17 protein-coding genes and 5 tRNA genes are annotated in these 20,660 nt (G+C 55.1%); 2 read left to right on the plus strand and 20 right to left on the minus strand.

The window, feature by feature from the left end:
* Window positions 1-13: 13 nt before the first annotated feature.
* The 16 genes from rpoB to rpsU all read right to left on the minus strand — a co-directional run bounded on the left by rpoB (window position 14) and on the right by rpsU (window position 10,323).
* Complete coding sequence (rpoB, locus tag M3089_RS13065; protein WP_249084545.1) at window positions 14-3,826, minus strand: DNA-directed RNA polymerase subunit beta; 3,813 nt, start codon at window positions 3,824-3,826, stop codon at window positions 14-16.
* A 124-nt stretch (window positions 3,827-3,950) separates the two neighbouring features.
* Complete coding sequence (rplL, locus tag M3089_RS13070; RefSeq protein WP_205109516.1) at window positions 3,951-4,331, minus strand: 50S ribosomal protein L7/L12; 381 nt, start codon at window positions 4,329-4,331, stop codon at window positions 3,951-3,953.
* A 50-nt stretch (window positions 4,332-4,381) separates the two neighbouring features.
* Window positions 4,382-4,900 carry a 50S ribosomal protein L10 gene (gene rplJ, locus M3089_RS13075; protein ID WP_249084547.1) on the minus strand — a complete coding sequence of 173 codons (519 nt, stop codon included), beginning with the start codon at window positions 4,898-4,900 and terminating at the stop codon, window positions 4,382-4,384.
* Window positions 4,901-4,920: 20 nt separating this feature from the next.
* A complete protein-coding gene (rplA, locus tag M3089_RS13080; protein ID WP_205109512.1) occupies window positions 4,921-5,613 on the minus strand; it encodes a 50S ribosomal protein L1 in 693 nt (230 codons plus the stop codon).
* A 21-nt stretch (window positions 5,614-5,634) separates the two neighbouring features.
* Window positions 5,635-6,075, minus strand: a complete 441-nt coding sequence (gene rplK, locus M3089_RS13085; protein ID WP_205109510.1) for a 50S ribosomal protein L11 — start codon at window positions 6,073-6,075, stop codon at window positions 5,635-5,637.
* 94 nt (window positions 6,076-6,169) lie between these two features.
* Window positions 6,170-6,715 carry a transcription termination/antitermination protein NusG gene (gene nusG, locus M3089_RS13090; RefSeq protein WP_205109508.1) on the minus strand — a complete coding sequence of 182 codons (546 nt, stop codon included), beginning with the start codon at window positions 6,713-6,715 and terminating at the stop codon, window positions 6,170-6,172.
* Window positions 6,716-6,738: 23 nt separating this feature from the next.
* On the minus strand, window positions 6,739-6,930 hold the full coding sequence (gene secE / locus M3089_RS13095) for a preprotein translocase subunit SecE (RefSeq protein WP_205109506.1): 192 nt from the start codon (window positions 6,928-6,930) through the stop codon (window positions 6,739-6,741).
* 18 nt (window positions 6,931-6,948) lie between these two features.
* Window positions 6,949-7,021, minus strand: a tRNA-Trp gene (locus M3089_RS13100).
* Window positions 7,022-7,077: 56 nt separating this feature from the next.
* Window positions 7,078-8,274: an elongation factor Tu gene (gene tuf / locus M3089_RS13105; protein WP_249084549.1), complete on the minus strand. Its 1,197-nt coding sequence runs from the start codon at window positions 8,272-8,274 to the stop codon at window positions 7,078-7,080.
* Between the two features lie 50 nt (window positions 8,275-8,324).
* Window positions 8,325-8,396 (minus strand) — tRNA-Thr (locus M3089_RS13110).
* 6 nt (window positions 8,397-8,402) lie between these two features.
* Window positions 8,403-8,475, minus strand: a tRNA-Gly gene (locus tag M3089_RS13115).
* A gap of 18 nt (window positions 8,476-8,493) precedes the next feature.
* A tRNA-Tyr gene (locus M3089_RS13120) sits at window positions 8,494-8,576 on the minus strand.
* An 88-nt stretch (window positions 8,577-8,664) separates the two neighbouring features.
* A tRNA-Thr gene (locus M3089_RS13125) sits at window positions 8,665-8,738 on the minus strand.
* A 100-nt stretch (window positions 8,739-8,838) separates the two neighbouring features.
* On the minus strand, window positions 8,839-9,138 hold the full coding sequence (gene hpf / locus M3089_RS13130) for a ribosome hibernation-promoting factor, HPF/YfiA family (RefSeq protein WP_205109502.1): 300 nt from the start codon (window positions 9,136-9,138) through the stop codon (window positions 8,839-8,841).
* 31 nt (window positions 9,139-9,169) lie between these two features.
* Window positions 9,170-10,054, minus strand: a complete 885-nt coding sequence (locus M3089_RS13135) for a tyrosine-type recombinase/integrase (RefSeq protein ID WP_249084551.1) — start codon at window positions 10,052-10,054, stop codon at window positions 9,170-9,172.
* 77 nt (window positions 10,055-10,131) lie between these two features.
* The gene (rpsU, locus tag M3089_RS13140) at window positions 10,132-10,323 is read right to left on the minus strand and encodes a 30S ribosomal protein S21 (RefSeq protein WP_205109498.1); all 192 of its coding nucleotides are present in this window, start codon (window positions 10,321-10,323) and stop codon (window positions 10,132-10,134) included.
* Between the two features lie 697 nt (window positions 10,324-11,020).
* Between rpsU and M3089_RS13145 the strand changes: the two genes are divergently transcribed.
* A complete protein-coding gene (locus M3089_RS13145; protein ID WP_249084552.1) occupies window positions 11,021-11,470 on the plus strand; it encodes a cupin domain-containing protein in 450 nt (149 codons plus the stop codon).
* Between the two features lie 681 nt (window positions 11,471-12,151).
* On the opposite strand, the gene M3089_RS13150 is transcribed toward M3089_RS13145, so the two are convergent.
* Window positions 12,152-12,493: a heavy-metal-associated domain-containing protein gene (locus M3089_RS13150; protein ID WP_249084553.1), complete on the minus strand. Its 342-nt coding sequence runs from the start codon at window positions 12,491-12,493 to the stop codon at window positions 12,152-12,154.
* A gap of 25 nt (window positions 12,494-12,518) precedes the next feature.
* Window positions 12,519-14,735, minus strand: coding sequence for a TonB-dependent receptor (locus M3089_RS13155; protein ID WP_249084554.1), 2,217 nt, complete (start codon window positions 14,733-14,735; stop codon window positions 12,519-12,521).
* A gap of 463 nt (window positions 14,736-15,198) precedes the next feature.
* Between M3089_RS13155 and M3089_RS13160 the strand changes: the two genes are divergently transcribed.
* On the plus strand, window positions 15,199-15,714 hold the full coding sequence (locus M3089_RS13160; RefSeq protein ID WP_249084555.1) for a GNAT family N-acetyltransferase: 516 nt from the start codon (window positions 15,199-15,201) through the stop codon (window positions 15,712-15,714).
* Window positions 15,715-15,973: 259 nt separating this feature from the next.
* Here the strand turns inward: M3089_RS13160 and M3089_RS13165 are convergent, their stop codons facing one another.
* Together M3089_RS13165 and M3089_RS13170 are read right to left on the minus strand one after the other, a co-directional pair.
* The gene (locus M3089_RS13165) at window positions 15,974-17,719 is read right to left on the minus strand and encodes a RagB/SusD family nutrient uptake outer membrane protein (protein ID WP_249084556.1); all 1,746 of its coding nucleotides are present in this window, start codon (window positions 17,717-17,719) and stop codon (window positions 15,974-15,976) included.
* Window positions 17,720-17,740: 21 nt separating this feature from the next.
* A complete protein-coding gene (locus tag M3089_RS13170; protein ID WP_205109488.1) occupies window positions 17,741-20,608 on the minus strand; it encodes a SusC/RagA family TonB-linked outer membrane protein in 2,868 nt (955 codons plus the stop codon).
* Window positions 20,609-20,660: the final 52 nt, after the last annotated feature.

The raw sequence follows: 20,660 nt of genomic DNA on the forward strand, positions 1-20,660 counted from the left end.
AAGAGTTACTTGTTTAATCGAGAGTGACGCTAAGGCCAAGACCCTTCAACTCGTGCAAGAGCACGTTGAGCGACTCTGGTATGCCCGGCGTAGGCATGGGCTCGCCTTTGACGATGGCTTCGTAAGCCTTGCTTCGCCCTACGACGTCGTCAGACTTGATGGTAAGAATCTCTTGCAGGACATGGCTGGCGCCGAATGCCTCGAGAGCCCAGACCTCCATCTCTCCGAAACGCTGGCCACCGAACTGTGCCTTACCTCCGAGCGGCTGCTGGGTGATGAGCGAGTACGGGCCGATGGAGCGCGCGTGCATCTTGTCTTCCACCATGTGGCCGAGCTTCAGGAAGTATGTTATTCCCACTGTAGCCGGCTGGTCGAACTGCTCGCCTGTCTCACCGTCGTAGAGGTGGGTGGAGCACAAGTGGGGCAGGCCGGCCTTGTCGGTCCACTCTGCCAGGTCGTCGAGCTTGGCACCATCGAAGATCGGGGTTGCGAACTTGACGCCGAGACGCTTGCCGGCAGCACCGAGGATGGCCTCGAAAATCTGGCCGAGGTTCATACGCGAAGGCACACCCAGCGGGTTGAGCACGAGGTCGACAGGACGACCGTCCTCAAGGAACGGCATGTCTTCCTGGCGAACCACCTTCGACACGATGCCCTTGTTACCGTGGCGTCCGGCCAGCTTGTCGCCTACGCCAATCTTGCGCTTCTTGGCCACATAGACCTTGGCCATCTGGAGTATGCCCGAAGGCAGCTCGTCGCCAATGGTTATGGCAAACTTCTTGCGCTTCATCTCGGCATCAAGCAGCTTGTACTTCTTCATGAAGTTGATGATGAGCTTGCCTATGAGCTCGTTCTTGTGCTCGTCGTTGGTCCAGTTGCTTATCTGGATGTCGCCGTACTCAAGGTTCTTGAGGTTGGTGACTGTAAACTTGCTGCCCTTGGTAATTATCTCGGCACCGGTGTAGTCTTTGATGCCCTGCGATGTCTTGCCTTCGGTGAGGGTGAGCAACTTGTCGACGAGAATGTCCTTCAGGTCGTCGACCTTTGCCTCATACTCCTCGTCAATCTTTGCCAGCAGAACCTTGTCTTGCTGCTTGGTCTGGCGTGTCTTGATGGCACGGGCAAAGAGTTTCTTGTCGATGACGACACCCGTGAGCGACGGGTTGGCCTTGAGCGACGAGTCTTTCACATCGCCGGCCTTGTCGCCGAAAATGGCGCGGAGCAACTTCTCCTCGGGCGACGGGTCGCTCTCGCCCTTAGGCGAAATCTTGCCGATGAGGATGTCGCCCGGCTCGACACGCGCTCCGACGCGTATGATTCCGTTGTCGTCGAGGTCTTTTGTGGCCTCCTCGCTGACATTGGGGATGTCGCTTGTAAATTCCTCAACGCCACGCTTCGTCTCACGGACGTCGAGCGAATACTCGTCTACGTGGACAGAGGTGAGCACGTCCTCGCGCACGATGCGCTCGTTGAGCACGATGGCGTCCTCGTAGTTGTAACCCTTCCACGGCATGTATGCCACAAGCAGGTTGCGGCCCAATGCGAGCTCACCGTTCTCTGTGGCATAGCCCTCGGTAAGGATGTCGCCTTTCTTCACGCGCTGTCCCTTGTCGCAGATAGGACGCAGGTCGATGGTCATGTTCTGGTTGGTGCGGCGGAACTTCGGTATGCGGTATTCCTTCAATGCCGGCTCGAAGCTCACAAACTCCTCGTCTTCCGTACGGTCGTAGAGTATGCGTATGGTAGTGGCGTCGACATACTCGACCACGCCATCGCCCTCGGCGGTAATCATCGTACGGGAGTTCTCGCACACCTGCTTCTCGATGCCGGTACCCACGATAGGGGCCTCGTTGTGGAGCAAGGGCACTGCCTGGCGCATCATGTTAGAACCCATGAGCGCACGGTGGGCGTCGTCGTGCTCGAGGAAGGGGATGAGCGATGCGGCGATAGAGGCTATCTGCTGCGGCGACACATCCATGAGGTCTACCTGCTCGGGCGGCACTACGGGGAAGTCGGCGTCCTGACGGCACTTCACCACGTCGCGGATAAACGTGCCATCATCATTCAGCGGGGCATTGCCCTGGCCTATGATGTTGTTCTCTTCTTCCTCGGCCGTGAGATAAACAACGTCTTCGTTCTTGAGGTCGGCCACGCCATTCTCTACCTTGCGGTAAGGTGTCTCTATGAAGCCGAGCTCGTTGATCTTGGCGTAGACGCAAAGTGAAGAGATAAGTCCGATGTTCGGGCCTTCAGGGCTTTCGATAGGACACAGGCGGCCGTAGTGGGTGTAGTGTACGTCACGTACCTCAAAGCCTGCACGCTCACGCGACAAACCGCCGGGGCCAAGGGCAGACAGGCGGCGCTTGTGGGTTACCTCTGCAAGCGGGTTGGTCTGGTCCATGAACTGCGACAGGGGGTTGGTGCCGAAGAACGAGTTGATGACGCTAGATATTGTCTTGGCATTGATAAGGTCGGTCGGGGTGAACACCTCGTTGTCGCGAACGTTCATGCGCTCCCTGATGGTGCGGCTCATACGGGCCAAGCCAATGGAGAACTGGTTGCTCAGCTGCTCACCAACGGTGCGCACACGGCGGTTTGACAGGTGGTCGATATCGTCAACCGTGGCCTTCGAGTTGATAAGCTGTATAAGGTATTTGATAATTTCAATTATGTCTTCCTTCGTCAGCACACGCACGCTCATGTCGGTGTCGAGGCCGAGCTTGCGGTTGATGCGGTAGCGGCCCACGTCGCCGAGGTCGTAACGCTTGTCGGAGAAGAACAGGTTCTGGATGACTTCACGCGCACTGGCATCATCGGCCGGGTCGGCATTGCGCAACTGGCGGTAGATGTAAAGCACTGCTTCCTTCTCAGAGTTGCTGGGGTCTTTCTGGAGGGTATTGAAGATAATGGAGTAATCCTGGGCAACGGTCTCGTCCTTGTGCACGAGTATCGTCTGGGCTCCGCTCTCAAGAATCTCGAGCATATTGTCTTCGGTGATTTCTGTCTCACGCTCCATGATGACCTCATTACGCTCAATGGAAACAACCTCGCCGGTGTCCTCGTCAACGAAGTCCTCGTTCCAGCTCTTCAGCACGCGGGCTGCGAGCTTGGAGCCGATGGCCTTCTTGAGGTTGGCCTTGTTGACCTTTATCTCTTCTGCCAGGTCGAATATCTTGAGAATGTCCTTGTCGGTCTCGAAGCCTATGGCACGCAGCAAAGTAGTAACAGGCAACTTCTTCTTACGGTCAATGTAAGCGTACATCACATTGTTGATGTCGGTGGCAAACTCTATCCACGAACCCTTGAAAGGAATGATACGGGCAGAATAAAGCAATGTGCCGTTGGCATGCACGCTCTGGCCGAAGAACACGCCCGGCGAACGGTGCAGCTGTGACACGACAACGCGCTCGGCTCCGTTGATGACAAACGTTCCGTTGTCTGTCATGTAAGGGATGGGGCCGAGGAACACGTCTTGAATCACCGTGCCGAAGTCCTCGTGGTCGGGGTCAGTGCAATACAGTTTCAGCTTAGCCTTCAAAGGTACGCTATAAGTCAGGCCGCGCTCCAGGCACTCATCAATGGTGTAACGGGGCGGGTCGATATAGTAATCCAGGAACTCAAGAACGAAGTTGTTGCGCGTGTCTGTAATAGGGAAATTCTCGGAGAACACCTTATACAGGCCGTCATTCTTGCGTTCCTCAGGCGGAGTGTCCAACTGTAGGAAGTCCTTGAAGGACTTTAATTGCACATCGAGAAAATCCGGGAACGGCATCGGATTCTTCACGCTGCCAAAGTTGATTCTGTTATCTACTAATTTTGAAGCCATAAATAATGATTAATCTTGATTGGACTAACGCGTCCTATTAGTCGGGTTTGTCTTTATAAGACACAAAAGGTTAAGAATCTCCTACTTAGAGATTCTTAACCATAAATTATCGTAGTAAGCAAAATTACTTGAGCTCAACAACAGCGCCGGCTGCCTCGATGGTCTTCTTCAGGTTCTCGGCCTCGTCCTTAGCCAGACCTTCCTTCAGAGTAGAAGGAGCACCGTCTACGAGATCCTTAGCTTCCTTCAGACCAAGGCCGCAAGCCTCCTTGACAGCCTTAACAACCTGCAGCTTGGCAGCGCCTACCTCTTTCAACACTACGTCGAAAGAAGTCTTCTCCTCAGCTGCCTCAGCAGCACCACCTGCAGCAGGACCAGCAGCAACAGCAACAGCTGCAGCGGCGGGCTCAATTCCATACTCGTCCTTCAGGACTGTTGCCAACTCATTAACTTCTTTTACTGTAAGGTTTACCAACTCTTCAGCAATAGCTTTGATATCTGCCATTTTATTCTAAAATTTATTGTTTTTTTAATGTTTATTTATGACTTTGTAGGTTATTCAGGACGCTCGCCTAAAGTCTTCAGCACACCGTGTATGGTGATTGCGCCTGATTGCAGAGCAGAAACAACGTTCTTTGCAGGAGACTGCAGCAAAGCAACAACCTCTGCGATGAGCTCGTTCTTGCTCTTGAGAGATGCCAGCTCTTCAAGCTTGTCGGCACCTACGAAGAAGCTCTCCTCAGCATAAGCGCCCTTGAGCGAAGGAACGCCTTCCTTTGTGTACTCCTTGAGCAACTTTGCAGGCATATTTGCCGTGTTGGTAAACATAACGGCAGTGGTGCCCTTAAGGCAGCCATAAAGCGGCTCGTAGTTAATATCTGAATTCTCGAAGGCCTTGTGCAGAAGGGTGTTCTTCACAACAACCATCTTGATTTCATTCTTGAAACACTTGCGGCGGAGTGCGCTTGTCTTCTCGGCATTCATTCCGGTTGTGTCAACCAGATAGAAATGAGGATACGACTTGAGCTTCTCTCCAAGTTCTACGATGATAGTATCTTTTGCTTCCTTTTTCATTTCATTAAACTTTTAACGAGTTACTCAACTGATTTAGGATCAACCTTGATACCCTTGCTCATAGTGCTTGAGATAAAGATACTCTTGATGTACGTACCCTTTGCAGCAGAAGGCTTGAGCTTGATGATAGTCTGAACGAATTCCTTAGCGTTCTCATACAGCTTGTCTGACGGGAAAGACACCTTGCCAATCGAAGCGTGTACGATGCCGGCCTTGTCGACCTTGAAATCTATCTTACCAGCCTTCACCTCCTTGACAGCCTTGGCTACATCCATGGTCACAGTGCCGCTCTTGGGGTTAGGCATCAAGCCACGGGGACCGAGCACACGGCCCAGAGGTCCGATCTTGCCCATGCAAGAAGGCATTGTGATGATGACATCAACGTCAGTCCATCCGCCCTTTATCTTCTCGATATACTCATCGAGACCAACATAGTCGGCACCGGCTTCCTTAGCAGCAGCCTCGGCGTCAGGGGTGCAGAGACAAAGCACGCGCACGGTCTTACCAGTACCGTTCGGCAGCGTAACGACGCCGCGAACCATCTGGTTGGCCTTGCGGGGATCCACGCCCAAGCGAATGTCGATGTCACAAGATGCATCGAACTTAGTTGTGGTTATATCCTTAACGAGCTCTGTAGCTTCCTTCAAAGAATAAGCCTTCCCTGCTTCAACCTTATCAGCCACCAACTTTTGATTTTTTGTCAGTTTACTCATTGTCCTAATTGAAGTTATAAATTATTTACCAGGGAAGTCCCCTTCAACGGTGATACCCATGCTTCGTGCCGTACCGGCAACAAGCTTCATAGCGGCCTCAACCGTAAAGCAGTTCAAGTCGTTCATCTTGTCCTCGGCGATGGCCTTTACCTGCTCCCATGTCACGGTGGCTACTTTCTTGCGGTTAGGCTGGGCAGAACCAGACTTTACCTTGGCAGCCTCTTTCAGCTGAACGGCTGCAGGAGGAGTCTTGATGATGAAACTGAATGACTTGTCAGTGTAGTAGGTGATAACGACAGGAAGAATCTTGCCTGCCTTATCCTGGGTCCTGGCGTTGAACTCCTTGCAGAATCCCATAATGTTGATTCCCTTTGAACCGAGAGCCGGTCCTACTGGAGGTGAGGGATTCGCAGCGCCACCTTTAATCTGCAATTTGATTAATCCAGCAACTTCTTTAGCCATTTCTAATAATGATTTATTGATTGGGTATAAGCATTGCGGGGCAAGCCCGCTCTGCCATGTATAAAGAACTCAGCGTACCGTAACAATATACGCCTTATTCTTTCTCGACTTGCATAAAACCAAGTTCCAACGGGGTTTTACGCCCGAAGATCTTGACCATGACCTTCAGCTTGCGCTTTTCGGCGTTCACCTCTTCGATGACGCCGCTGAAGCCGCTGAAAGGCCCTTCCGTCACTTTCACTGTCTCGTCGACGCTATAGGGTATGTTGAGCTCAACATTCTCGATAGCGGTCTCCTCGGCATTTCCAAGGATACGGTTCACATCAGCCTGTCGGAGTGGAGTCGGATTATCCAGACCACCGAGGAAGCCCAGAACGTTTGGCATGAATCGCAAGGTGTGAGCCACCTCGCCCTGAAGGTTTGCCTCAACGAGCACATAGCCCGGAAGGAACAGTTTCTCCTTGATGACACGCTTGCCATTACGAAGCATTGCATACTTCTCAGTGGGCAGCAAAACCTGCCCAACATGAGACGACAATGTCTCATCATGCTTTATTGCAGCCTCAAGATACTCCTTTACCTTTGCCTCCTTCCCACTGACGGCACGCAGGACATACCATTTCATTCCAGTTTCAGACATCTCGGATAAATCAAAATAAATGATTAATTTGGATAAATAGAACTCATGACAAACTTAAAGACCAAATCCATGACCCACACCATAAGCGCAATGACAAGGGAAGCAGATAAAACAACCACTGCGCTATGTGTAAGCTCTGAACGGCTTGGCCAAGTAGTCTTATGCGCAAGTTCGTCGTAGCATGCTTTACAATAGTTTACAAATCTCTTCAACATGACGTTTTTTCTTTTTAGCACGGGATGAGAGGCTCGAACTCCCGACACCTGGTTTTGGAGACCAGTGCTCTACCAACTGAGCTAATCCCGTAAAATAGGTTCCCGTCAGTTGCCCAGCGGGAACCCCTGTATATTTTTAGATTACGATTAATCCTCGATAATCTCGGTAATCTGACCGGCACCTACCGTACGGCCACCCTCGCGGATAGCGAAGCGCAGACCAACGTTCAGGGCCACAGCGTAGATGAGCTCAACGGTGATGGTTACGTTATCACCAGGCATTACCATCTCTACGCCCTCGGGGAGAGTAATCTCACCGGTGCAGTCCATGGTGCGGAGATAGAACTGAGGACGATACTTGTTGCCGAACGGAGTGTGACGGCCACCTTCCTCTTTCTTCAGAACATAAATCTGAGCCTTGAACTTCTTGTAAGGCTTGATCTGTCCCGGATGGCAGAGCACCATACCGCGCTTGATCTCCTTCTTGTCGATACCGCGGAGCAGCAGACCTACGTTGTCGCCGGCCTCACCCTCGTCAAGGAGCTTGCGGAACATCTCAACGCCGGTAACAACCGACTTCTTGTCCTCGCCAAGACCAAGCAGCTCAACCTCGTCGCCAACCTTGATCTTACCTGTCTCGATACGACCTGTAGCAACAGTACCACGGCCAGTGATTGAGAACACGTCCTCAACAGGCATCAAGAAAGGCTTGTCGGTGTCGCGCGGAGGAAGTGGAATCCACTCGTCAACAGCCTTCATAAGCTCAAGAACCTTGTCCTCCCACTTTGCAACGCCGTTCAGGGCACCAAGAGCAGAGCCACGGATGATAGGAGTATTGTCGCCATCATACTCGTACTGGTCGAGCAGTTCGCGCATTTCCATCTCAACGAGCTCAAGCATCTCTTCGTCCTCAACCATGTCGCACTTGTTCAGGAATACAACCAAGCGGGGAACGTTCACCTGACGGGCGAGCAGCACGTGCTCACGTGTCTGAGGCATAGGACCGTCGGTAGCAGCAACTACGATGATTGCACCATCCATCTGGGCAGCACCAGTAACCATGTTCTTCACATAGTCAGCGTGGCCCGGGCAGTCTACGTGAGCATAGTGACGTGTCTCAGTCTCATACTCAACGTGAGAAGTATTGATGGTAATACCACGCTCCTTCTCCTCAGGTGCGTTGTCAATCTGATCGAAAGACTTAACCTTGTCTGCGTTGCCGGCTATCTTCTCTGCGAGCACCTTGGTGATGGCGGCAGTAAGAGTAGTCTTGCCGTGGTCAACGTGACCAATTGTACCAATGTTAACATGCGGTTTGGTACGGACGAATGTCTCTTTAGCCATAGCTTTTCTTGTTTATTTTACTTTAATGAATAATTCTGATTTAATGCTTGAGCTGTAACTGAGAGTTGAACTCAGGACCTCTTCCTTACCAAGGAAGTGCTCTACCACTGAGCTATTACAGCGAGGTGAGCGGAAAACGGGGCTCAAACCCGCGACCCCCAGCTTGGAAGGCTAGTGCTCTATCAACTGAGCTATTTCCGCAAAAACGTTGTCTGAGAGTGGGTGGTGATGGATTCGAACCACCGAAGTCGAAAGACAGCAGATTTACAGTCTGCCCCATTTGGCCACTCTGGTAACCACCCATATTTTGTTTTTTCATTCCCATCAGGCAAACTCCTTTGCCCTTGGTTTCCCTTTTGCTTCTTCCTGGCTCTTGCCCGGCCTTGGTCGAGCCTCTTGTCGGATTCGAACCAACGACCCCGAGATTACAAATCACGTGCTCTGGCCAACTGAGCTAAAGAGGCGTTTCTCTGCAGCCGTCATCGTGAAGATTTCGAACCTGCTTGAAAACGGCTGCAAAGATACGCATTATTTTTCAACCGCCAAAACTTTTCGCGACTTTTTTTAATATTTCCTCAATTTTTCTTTGAATTTCTGCAGTTGAACCCTCATTGAGTCCACTCCAAGGTCGATTGACTCCTCAAAAGTGTCGCTCACTTTTTCGACGAACAAAGTGCTTCCGGGAACGGTCACCGTAAGGCTTGCTTCCTTGTTATTTGCTGTCGCGGGCTTCACCACTTTCAGTTGCACCTCTACTTTCTGTATGTCTTCGTATGTTTTTTCCAACTTGGCGACTTTCTTCTCAACAAACGCCTGAAGCTTCTCGGTAGCGTCAAAGTGAATTGACTGAATTTTAACTTCCATAATTACCTCCTATTTTTTAAAAGGTTAAAGATTATGCCCTGTCGAGGGCTTTGTTATAAACTCGTTTCAACTGCTCGAACGTGGTATGCGTATACACCTTGGTTGTTTCAAGGCTCTGGTGCCCGAGCAATTTCTGTACGCTTTCTATCCCTGCGCCGTGGTTGATCATGGCCGTGGCAAACGTGTGCCGCAGCACGTGAGGCGTGCGCTTATGCAATGTCGAGACGCGCGAGATGTTCTTCTTCACCTCATAGCGCACCTGGTCGGCATTCATCCTCGCCCCCTTCGTGGTGACAAACAGTGCGGCCGTCGCCCGGGCAACACTCTTGTCGCGCACATTAATATAATGGCGGATGGTTTTCTCCAGCCCGGGGCCAAACGGAACCAGGCGCTGCTTGTTGCGCTTGCCCGTCACACGGAGCTGCAGCCCCGCCAGGTCGACATCCACGTCGTCTAGGCCTATCAGCTCTGCAAGGCGGATGCCCGTCTCATAGAACACCGCCAGCACCGTGCGCGCCCTTACGTCCTTGAAGCTGTCGCCCCACATGCCTTCGCCGTCCAACAGCACGTCCAGATCCTCTTCCCTGAGAAACTGCGGCAGCGGGCGCCCCACCTTCGGGTTTTTCACCACCCGGGCGGGGTCAGACTTGACAAGACCTCTGGAAACGGCAAAACGATAAAAGGAACGCAATGCACTCAACCGTCTGCAGATTGAAGTAGCAGTGTTCCCTCTATCCATCATGCTCTCCATCCAGTCACGGATCACGTCAGAGTCTGCCGACTCCAAAGAGAGATGATTATCCAAATTTTCGACGTACGACTTAAAGGCCCTCAGGTCTTTGCCGTAGTTTTGCACCGTCAGTGCGGAAAATCCGCGCTCATAGCGCAAGTAGTCCAAAAATTGTTCTATCATCATAAAAACGCTGCACCTTACGGTTTCGGCAACGAATTTACGGAATTAAATTCAAACTACCAAATTTTCCAAGGATTTTTTTAATCCTCTGCGGCTCTGAGCTTCTGTACGTAAATGGCGTGCTCCATCTTAAGCCTCTTGATGACAGACGGCTTGTCGTACTGCTGACGCGCACGGAGTTCTTTTACGACGCCTGTCTTCTCAAACTTTCTCTTAAACTTCTTGAGGGCTTTCTCGATGTTCTCGCCTTCTTTTACTGGTACAATGATCATTTGCTTTGGTTTTAAATTTTTAATTTACACATAATTAATAAATTGCTCACCGCAAGCACCATGCCCACGATTAGCGGGTGCAAAATTACTGCTTATTTACCAATAAACCAACTTTTTAGCCATTTTTTTTCAATTTATTTTCGCCGAATTGTCCGATGCATATCGTTGGGGCGTGTTTATGGCCCCAACAGCAGCCGGACAGGCTACCCGAAGCCCCGCCATGTGGGGTTGGTTCAACCGGCAATGGCGATGGTTTGGGCGGGACTGGCCATCAGGCTTCAAAACGATTACACTCCGTTGCCATGCAGGTTGTTCGCCGCCTTTGCGGCAGGCAAAACGGGCCACGGCGCCACGATGCGGCAAACGGGGCGCCAAGGGGGCATAGCCGCCAAGGGGCAAAAGCGAAAAATAGATAAATTTTTGGCAACAACATCAGCGCAACCCGCTGTGTACCAACGATGTTAGCGTGGAGGTGACCAGGTTACCGCATGGTTACCTCTTGCACAAACGCAAGAAACTGCATAACTTTGCAGTCGGAAAGTGATGGCCAAAACAAAGGGGCGGGCTCTTGCCAATGCCATTTGGCAAGCAAGGCAAAGCTGACGGAGCAAAACTCCGGCAACGCCCCGGCAACAGCCCCGGCCAGACTGTAAAGCAAACGAAAACGAAACAACAAACCAACTAAAATGAAACAAACATGAAAAGGATTGAGACTATTGCAAAAGCAGACAATTTCTGCGCAATCAACATCGGCAAGATGAGCGAACTTGGTGAATATGTGCTGGAGCTCGGACCTGAGGTGATTATTCCGGGCAAGGTGTTTTGCGGGGCGACCCTGGGGGCTACCGGGGCCCAGTTCTCCATGCAGTCGTTTGCCCCGGGCACGGAGACGGGGTTCCTGCACACCCACAAGGAGCACGAGGAACTCTACTTCTTCCTCGGCGGCAAGGGCGAGTTCCAAGTCGACGGGCAGGTCGTCCCCGTTTGCGAGGGCAGCGTGGTGCGCGTGGCCCCGGCCGGACGCCGCTCGGTACGCAACAACGGCAAAAAGCCGCTGGTGATGCTCTGCGTGCAATACCGCCAAGGCACGTTCACTGCCGACGACCTCGACGACGCCACCATATTGCCCGACAAGGTTGAATGGTGAACTCTGCCGCCGAGGGGCCTTTGCGGCAACAAATATTTACAAAGCCGCCCCGCCCCACCGGCCGGTGACAACATGTGATGCGAAAAGTGCCGTTTTGGATTGCAAAACGGCACTTTTCGCGTTGCAAAACGGGCCGTTCAGCAACGCGATTCGGGCCTTCCGACAGGAAGGGGGCCCCGCACCGGGGCAGAAGGCCCGCAGGCCTGCCCGAACACTGCGCCGCTGCAGGTTTTCGGCGAGCCGCCTTATGGCCTGGAAACACATGCAGGCGGCATTCTCTTTTCTTGCCTTTTACATTGAAACAAGGGATGCGCCGCGCTGTGGCCGCCTTGCCCCAACCCTATTGAACCGAAAGCAAAGAAAAGCCAAACGCGGCCGCAACCACCGCCTTTAGGCCCAACCATTTGCGGGCACAGGCCCCATGCCGCCGACGAGCCATCACGACAGTATCGCCCTGAATGCCATCCGGCAAGGCAAGTCGGGCGCATGGCGGACATACGCGCAATGGCCGGCAAGCCCCGGGCGGCAAGGGGCACGGCACAACCGCAACCAAGGGGTGGCCGGCGGCCGGGCACAAGGGTCGGCCCCACAGAGAGCCCCGGCCATGGAAACAAAAACCCCGCCAAGGGCTCTTGGCGGGGTTTACTGTCACATACTACCGTGGACTTGCGCCCGGAGGGGTCACTTCATCTTATCCCCGGCCTTATCCTTCTTGCCGGCCTTGAGCGGAGTCACCGTATACCCCATCTTCTGGATGGCGCTCTTCAGCAGCTCGGGCGACGTCTTGTCTTTGCGGTATTCAATTGTCACCGTCTTTTTGGGCAGGTCTACATCGAGCCCCGTCACGCCTTTCTCAAACGAAACGTTGTCTTCGATGCGCTTCTGGCAACTCTCGCATGTCATCGACACGAGGAAGGTAACCTTTGCCTTGTCTTTCTGGCCGCCGTTGGGCTCCTTGGCAGAAGCGGCCGACGAAGTGGCCAACAACATGATGGCCGAAATGATTAATGTCTTTGTTGTCATTCTATTGAGTTTATTAAGTTGAACATCATAGTGGCTTGGGTATGTTATACCGTATGCCACAATATAGCTTGTAGCCCATGGTAGGCCCCCAGACCATGGTAGCGTCGAAGTCGGGGCCGTAAGGGTTGGCGGCAGCCACCACGGGGTTCTTTTGCCTGTAATCGGTCAGGTTCTCGCCGCCGGCATATATGCTCCACCGGCGGAAGCGGCGCGTCAGCTGCGCGTTGAGTATGACATACGACGGGAAGGTGGTGGCCCACAGCGGCTTGGCTGCGTCGGGCGACGGCATGCGCCCGCCCCCGTTGAACTGCACCGTCAGGTCAAACTGCCACTTCTTCAGCCGAGTCTCGTATGAGGCCGTGGCCAGGGCCTTGTACCGGCTCGTCAGCGGCTTGCGCATCAGCGTGCCGTTGTATGTCGACTTCACGTCCATCCAGCGGTAAGCGCCGAGCAGCGTCAGTCCGCGCAACAGCTCGTAGCTGGCGTCTACCTGCACAACGCTCGATGTCGACCGCCCGTCCAAGTCGTGGAAATATATGCCGTGGGCATCCTTGTCGAGGTCGACCACGACCTGCCGCTCGAAGTCGGTGTAGAACCATTCGGCGTTGACATTGAGGTCTCTGCCGCCCACGGGTATGCGCACCGAGGCGCCCACGCCGTAGTTCCATGCCGCCTCCCGGCCCAGGTCGCTGTCTATGTGCCATGTGCGGCTGCTTGCCAGCAGGTAGCTGTTTTCGGGAAAGACAAACGCGCTGCGGTAGCCCTTGCCCGCCGACGCGCGAAAGTCGACCCACTTTGCAGGCGTATATTTAATGTGCGTGCGCGGCGTCACGAACCATCCGTAACGCGAGCTGCGGTCGCCGCGCAAGCCGGCCATCCACGTCAACTTGTCCGAAGGGCGCCATGTATACTCGGCATAAGCCCCGCCAACGCTCTCGCTCACGTCGGCCCACTGCGGCCTGTAGGTGCTTACTACGTTGCCGCGCTGCGAGTATTTGTCCCAATTGTAGTTTAGCCCGGCCGCCAGCTTGTGGTGCCGGCCGAAGTCGCGCTCGTAAAGCAACGATGCGTAGACGTTGGACTCGTAGACGTTGTACGACTTGTCGGCGTAGCCCGACTGCTGGCCGTGGTACGACCCCGACACTATGATGGCCACGCTCTCGTTGCGGTCTTGGTTTATTATGAGCCCGTTTTTCGCGAAAGCCTCCACCCTGTTGGCGTCGTTGGATATGGCATAGGGGGTCATGGCCATGTCGCCGTGCAGTGTATGTGCCGTCTGCCCGCTCTCCCTCCTGTCGGCCAGCAGCTTGAAGCCCCACTGCGACACCAGGCGCGGCGTCTGGTAGTGCCAGCGGTTCATCAGGCTCAGCGCCTGCATCTTGGGCATGTCAAGGAATGTGTCGCCGTCGCGGTCGTGGGCCTGCTCTTCGTTGTAATAATTCAGGAACAGGGCCGTCGACAATCTTTTGTTCAGCTCTACGGCCCCAACCACATTGCCCTCATAGCGCCCTGCGCTGCTCGCAAACAGGTTGACAAACAGCGGGTCGGCCACCTTGGGCTTCTTGTATTCTATGTTTATCTGCCCCGTCACCGACTCATAGCCGTTCTTCACCGAGGCGGCGCCCTTCGACACCTGTATGCTCTGCATCCACGGCCCGGGCACATAGTCGAGCCCGTAGACCGAAGCCGCGCCGCGCAGGTTGGGAAAGTTCTCGGTGAGCATCTGCACATAGGTGCCCGCAAGCCCCAGCAACTGTATCTGCTTGGCCCCGGTCACGGCGTCGCTGTAAGCCACGTCGACCGACGGGTTGCTGACGAAACTCTCTGAAAGGTTGCAGCATGCTGCCCGCGTGAGGGCCTGCGAGGTGATGCTCTCCATCTGCATCACGCTGCTGCGGCTCCTGATGTTGCCCAGCCCGCCTGTCGAGACAACCACCTCCTTGAGCTCGGTGGCAGGCGAGAGCACCAGCACCTGGACGTCGTCGGGGCGCTCCATGGGGTGGGTAAGCGTGGCAAAGCCCACATAGCCGGCCTTGAGCTGGCGGACATCGTCGGGCACTGTAAGCTCAAAATAGCCGTCGCCATCGGCAACGGCCTTGTGGTTGCCATCGTCGTAGACCACAGCCCCGGGCAACGGAGTGCCCTCCTTGTCGAGCACATAGCCCTTGACGGTCCTGTCGGCTGCCCATACACCGGCCCCGACCATATTGAGAAAGATTATCAATGCTAAAATCTTTGTCATAAAAAAAACCTTCTAAATGTTGTTGTCCTGAATTTTCTGCATTACAAAACCCAAATCGCCCAATGCCTGCAGCGCCACGCCATATCGTCCGTCAGGCCTGTGGCGCCATGCCCGGCGGGCCTGTGCCCATTGAGACTGCCGGCTTTTGTGCGGCACCAAACAATGGGGTGTGGGGCGCAAAGATACGGAAAAATCAGCAAACTGTATCCGTTTCGCCACAAAAAATAGTAGTCGGTATGTCGCCATCATTCTCATCTATCCATCTGAAATAAGCTCACGGCCACCCTCTTTCCGCCTCACGGCCATGATTGGCCTGCCTGAAGCGGCAATGCGCGGGCATGGTCGGCGGCCATGTCATAGGTATGGCAGAAATGGTTTCAGGCGGATTTTTTTCAGTAACTTTGCAGCGGCAAAAGCGCCGTTGGCGCTACACAGCGGTGCCAACAAACAAGAAGACAAGACAATGGAGCATATAATAAGGAAAGCCGGCCACGCCGACAGCGAGAGGATATGGCAGATAATAACCGACGCCAAGCGGCTGATGGCCGAACGGGGCAGCACGCAGTGGACAGAGAGCTACCCCTCGGCAGACACCATTGAAGCCGACATCTGCTCTGGCCACGCCTTTGTGGCGTGCGACCGGAGGCAAGTGGCGGTGGCCTACGCCGTGATAACAACCGAGCCCGAGGCTGCCTATGCCGACATCTGCGGACGGTGGCTCACGCCCGGGCCCTATGTCACTGTGCACAGGCTGGCCGTGGCCGACGGATGGCGGGGCCTCGGACTGGCCCGGGCGCTGATGGCTCGGGCCGAACGCGAGGCGCGGTCGGCTGGGGCTACAGGCGTGCGCGTAGACACCAACCACGACAACGCCGCCATGCTGGCCCTGCTCCCGGCCATGGGCTATGAGCTGTGCGGCACCGTCAGCTACGGCCCGCGGGGCGAGCGCATAGCCTTCGAGAAGGCCGTGGCCCACTGACAGCAGCCACACGCCGGGCCTATGCCGCCCCACCACCACCATCAAACCCATATCAGGCACCATACCGCCGGGGGCGCTGTTTGCTTGCCGTCAACGGCCTTCACTGAGGGTTCGCCATGTTGCCGGCATCGTGGCGGCCGCCTTGCCTCGGCGCAGCCACCAACACCATGGCCTACTCTAATGACGATTTGTGCTAAAACCAACGAGGAGGCAACGGACATCCGTTGCCTCCTCGCCATATCATGGGGTCACCCCTTGGTTACCAACCGGGATTCTGCGAGAGGTTGGGGTTCTTCATCCTCTCTGTCTGCGGTATGGGGAAGAGGTACATGCGGTCGTTCCACTGGCGCGACACGCTTGTGCGGTTGCCGGTCACGGTGCCGTCGGCGTTGAGCGTCAGCTTCATCTCGTCTATAGAGGTGAAGTATTCTGAAGCCTCCCTCCAGCGGCGCACGTCCCAGAAGCGGTGGCCCTCAAAGGCCAGTTCAACCATGCGCTCGTTCTTGTACTTGGCCCAGAAAGCGTCTGCACTGAGGTCGCCGGGCACATTGGGCATGCCCACACGGTTGCGGGTGTAGTTCAAAGCCTCGGCGGCGCTCATCGGCAGGTCGCTCGTTGTGGTGTAGGCACTTCCGGTGTAGCGGAACATAGCCTCGGCATAGTTGAGGTAGAACTCACCCAGGCGGAATGTGAGCCAGGTGTGGCGGTCGGCCGTATACCTGCTGTTCGAAGACAGGTCGATGGCCGTGTGGCACAGCTTCTTCACATAGTAGCCCGTAGGCGTGCCACCCGTCAGAGGCTCAGCGTGCAGTCCGCCGTAGTATGTCTGCAGCGGGTTGGTGTTGTAGCTCGGCCACTGCACGTCGCCGTTCTTGGCAATCGTCACATAGAAGCGCGGGTCGCGGTTGTCGTAATACAGGCTGTCGGGGTCGAAGTTGTCGAGCTGGTCGGGGCGCATGCCGGCGTTGGCGCCTGATGCAAACTCGTAAGCGTCGACAAGGTTCTGCGTCGGGCAGTTGCCGCCAACGCCACCTTCAATTCCCACGGGATAGTTGTAAGACTCGAATGTGTTCGACGTTCCGCCGGACTCGGTGCCGTAAATGCGGCGACCGAAGATAATCTCGCACATGATGTCGGGGTTGTTGAAGTTGTCGGTTGCCCACAGCGACTCATAGTCGGCAGCGAGGTGCTTGCCGCGGGCCGTAGCCTCGTCGATGAGCTGCTTTGAGTAGAGGGCTGCCATGTGGTAGCGCTCCTGGTCGCCATCGGGGTTGAACAGCGGGCTTGCCCAGTAGAGGGCGGCACGCGCCTTGAGGGCTATGACAGCCAGACGGTCGGCACGCCCGGTCTCGTTGGCACCCATGTCCATTGCTCCCATGTCTGAATAGTCAACGATGATAGAGTCTTCGATGAAGTTGCACTCGTCGATGATGAACTGGAAAATGCTGTCGCTCGACTCCCTGGGCAGCGAGTTGGTGATGTCATAGCTCTGGTTGTGGGTCACGAGTGGCACACCGCCATACTGGCGGGCCAGCACAAAATAGAAGTAGGCGCGAGCGTAGCGGGCCTCCCACTTGTAGTTGTTGTAACGGTAGAGCTGCTGCAGGTAGTCGCTGTTGAGCTCAAGGTCGTCGAAAGTGAGGTTCTGGAAGTCGTCGAGCACCACGTTGCAGACGGCTATTCCCTCATACATGTCGTTCCAGATTGCGCTCTTCGCGTTGGTAGGGCTCCACGAGCCGTTGTAGAAGTCTTCTATTACGTTACCCATGGTGGCATACTGCGACTCATCACTGGCCGAGCCGAGCAACGCGCCAGAGTAATACTGACCATAGTCATAGTCGAAATGGTTGTATATGTCGGTCATGAAGCCGCCCACCCTTTCGAATGTCTGGATGATTTCCTCTCTGTCCCGGAGAACGTACTCATTGTAGTCCATGCGGTCGGAGCAAGCCGTAAGAGCCATCACCCCGGCTATGCAGCCAACAAATATCTTACTCTTTTTCATGATTCTGTAGTTTAATGTTGGTTAGAATGTTAATGCCAGGCCGGCCACTATGCTCCTTGTGAGCGGGGCGCTGACGCCATAAGACTCAGGATCTGACACCTCGAGGTTGTCGATGCTGAACAGGTCGGTGCCGCGGACATAGAGTTTTGCGCCACCCAGTATGCCTGTAGCGTCCATCAACTTCTGCGGGAAGTTGTAGTAAAGCTCGATGTAGCGCAACTTCAAGAACGAGCGGTCCTCCACCCATACGGTGTTGGTCTGGTAGTTGTTGGCGTTGCTCTGCGAGCTCAGGCGCGGATACTTGGCATTGGGGTTGTCGGCCGTCCAGCGGTTGTCGTAAGCATACTGAGAGATTGTGGTGTTGTTGATGAGCGGCCAGTACATGCTCTTTGTGTTGAGCACTGCAGAGTAGCGGGCCGTTCCCTGGAACATTGCGTCGAAGCCGAGGCCGCGCCATGCTGCTCCCAGATGGAACGAGTAGTAAATCTCGGGCGCTGCATCGCTGAAGCCAATGGCCACCTGGTCGTTGGCGTCGATGACGTCGTCACCGTTCACATCCTCATACTTGATGTCGCCGGGACGCACAGTGCTGAAAGTCTGGGTGGGGCTGTTGGCGATGTCTTGCTCATCCCTGAAGAAGCCGATGGCCTTGAGTCCGTAGATCTGGTTGAGCGGACGGCCCGTCTGCACGAGGTTGCCGTAGAGGCGCGGCTCTTCCATCTGCTCCACTATGCGGTTATGGTTGAGCGCGAAGTTGGCGCCAACGTTCACCGTCCAGTCGCCGAAACGCTTTGCATAGTCGGCGCCGGCCTCAAATCCCCATGTCTCAACGATACCGCCGTTCTCATAAGGCGCGTCAAGTCCGATTACCTCGGTATATGCTCCCGATGCCTCCACCCAGATGTCGGTGCGCCTCTGGTAGTATGCGTCGAACGTCAGGTTAAGGCTGCCGAAGAGCGAGGCGTCAAGACCTACGTTATACTTGTAAGCCTTCTCGTGGCTCGGGTTCTCGGTGGCGAGGCGGTCGAGGTAAGTGCGTCCGAACTGCGACGTCCACGAACCCTGGAACGGATAGGTGCCTCCGCTGGTGACATACTGCTGCGTGTAGTATGTCCACACGTTGTCACCCGGCAGGTAGTCGGCATTGATTATGCCGAACGAAGCGCGCAGCTTGAGCAGGTTGACCCACTCGACATCCTTGAGGAAGTTCTCGCGCGACATTACCCATGCTGCAGAAACGGTGGGCGAGAACGACCACTTGGTGCCCGGTGCAAGGCGGCTTGAGCCGGAGCCCACGAGGGCGAGGTCGAGCCAGTAGCGGTTCTTGTAGCCATAGTGGCTCCACCACGACACATCCTGGCGGTAGATGGTGTTGTTGAGCCCGGTGGTCTCCTGATACTCATAGTCATATTTGAGCTGAGTGTAGATGGAGTGGTCGCCGAAGGTGTTGCCATAGTTCAAGCCCACGTCGAAGTGGAAGCGTGCAGCATAGGTGTTGGTCTCGGCGGCTGTACCCATGGTCGACTCGGCAATAACGCGGTAATCGTCGGCAATGGTGGGCGCGCCGTTCTCCCATGCGCCCGGTATCTGGCTTCCGTAGTCGTATCCCTTGCTGTGGTTCTCGAATATGTTCGACGTGTTGTCGTAGCCCACACGTACCGTTCCGCCCAGTCCTTCGAGTATCGCTGACAGGTCTTGCGTAAGGGTTATGTCGGAGAATATGCTCCGCGTGTGGTTCTTGGAGTAGGCAGCGCCCACCGACTGGGCCACGGGGTTGACCGTTCCGCTCCATGTCGGGTTGCCGCCCCACAGCCCGCTCTCTGCCCTTACGGGGAAAGCAGCCGAAGGGAGCGAGTAAACCATGTCCCAGATGTTGGCCGGCCCGGCAGCGGCATTGCCCGCATCGCTGGCGGCCTCGGCGTTTGCGCCTGGCGAGCTCGACTCGCTCAGCACACCGAGCAAGTTGACACGCATCTTGGTCTTGGGCGTGAGGTCGGCGTCGAGGTTAACCCTCATGCTTCCCTTTGTATACTTGTCCTGTGTGGAATAGCCGTCGTTCTCGTTCGGGTTGGCTATGAATCCCTTGTCGGTGATGAGGTTGACCATGGTGTAGTAGCGGAAGTTCTTGCCTCCTCCGGTAAACTCCACGTTGTATTTGTTGGTCACCCCGTGGTGGCGATAGGTCTCGTCGACCCAGTTCACGTTAGGATAGAGGTAAGGGTATGTGCCGTCGCGGAATGCGCCAATCTCGTCGGCGGTGTAGCGTGCGCCCAGCCCGTCGTTGGCACGGGCCTCGTTCACGGCACTGGCATACGTGGCAGCGTCGACGAACTGAGGCCTCTTCACCATATAATTATATATATGGTCGTAGCTGAACTTCACCTCCTTGGAGTTGTACTTGCCGCGCTTTGTGGTGACGAGAATCACGCCGTTGGCCCCTTTGTAGCCATAGAGAGCCACGGCAGCGGCATCTTTCAGAATCTGCACCGACTCCACCTCGCCCGGCGACACGTTGTCGATGTCGCGCTCAATGCCGTCGACGAGAATCAGCGGGGTGCTTGTTGACAGGCTCTGCAGGCCGCGGACGTAGAACGTCGGGTCGGCAGCCGAGTAAGTGCCGGAGTTCTGCAGCGACACAAGTCCAAGGCCCTGGCCGATGATGGAGTTGCCAATGTTGCGTGCGCTACGGCGGTCGGTGGTCTCAGAGGTTATCACCGACACTGCGGCTGTAGCCTCCTCGCGCGTGAAAGTCCTGTCGGCTCCCACGTCAATCTTCTGCCCGGCAAACTTTTCAGCCGCCGACAGCTCTTTTATAGAGTCGTTCTGAGCTGCCGCCGGCATGCTTGCACAGGCCAGCAACGACAGCACCAATATCTTGTTTCGTTTCATATTACTCAATTTATCTATTGAACTTCGTTAGTTGTCACATAAGTCCTTGAGT

It is taken from the genome of Marseilla massiliensis, assembly GCF_023336985.1.
In the GTDB taxonomy this organism is placed as follows: Bacteria; Bacteroidota; Bacteroidia; order Bacteroidales; family Bacteroidaceae; genus Prevotella; species Prevotella intestinigallinarum.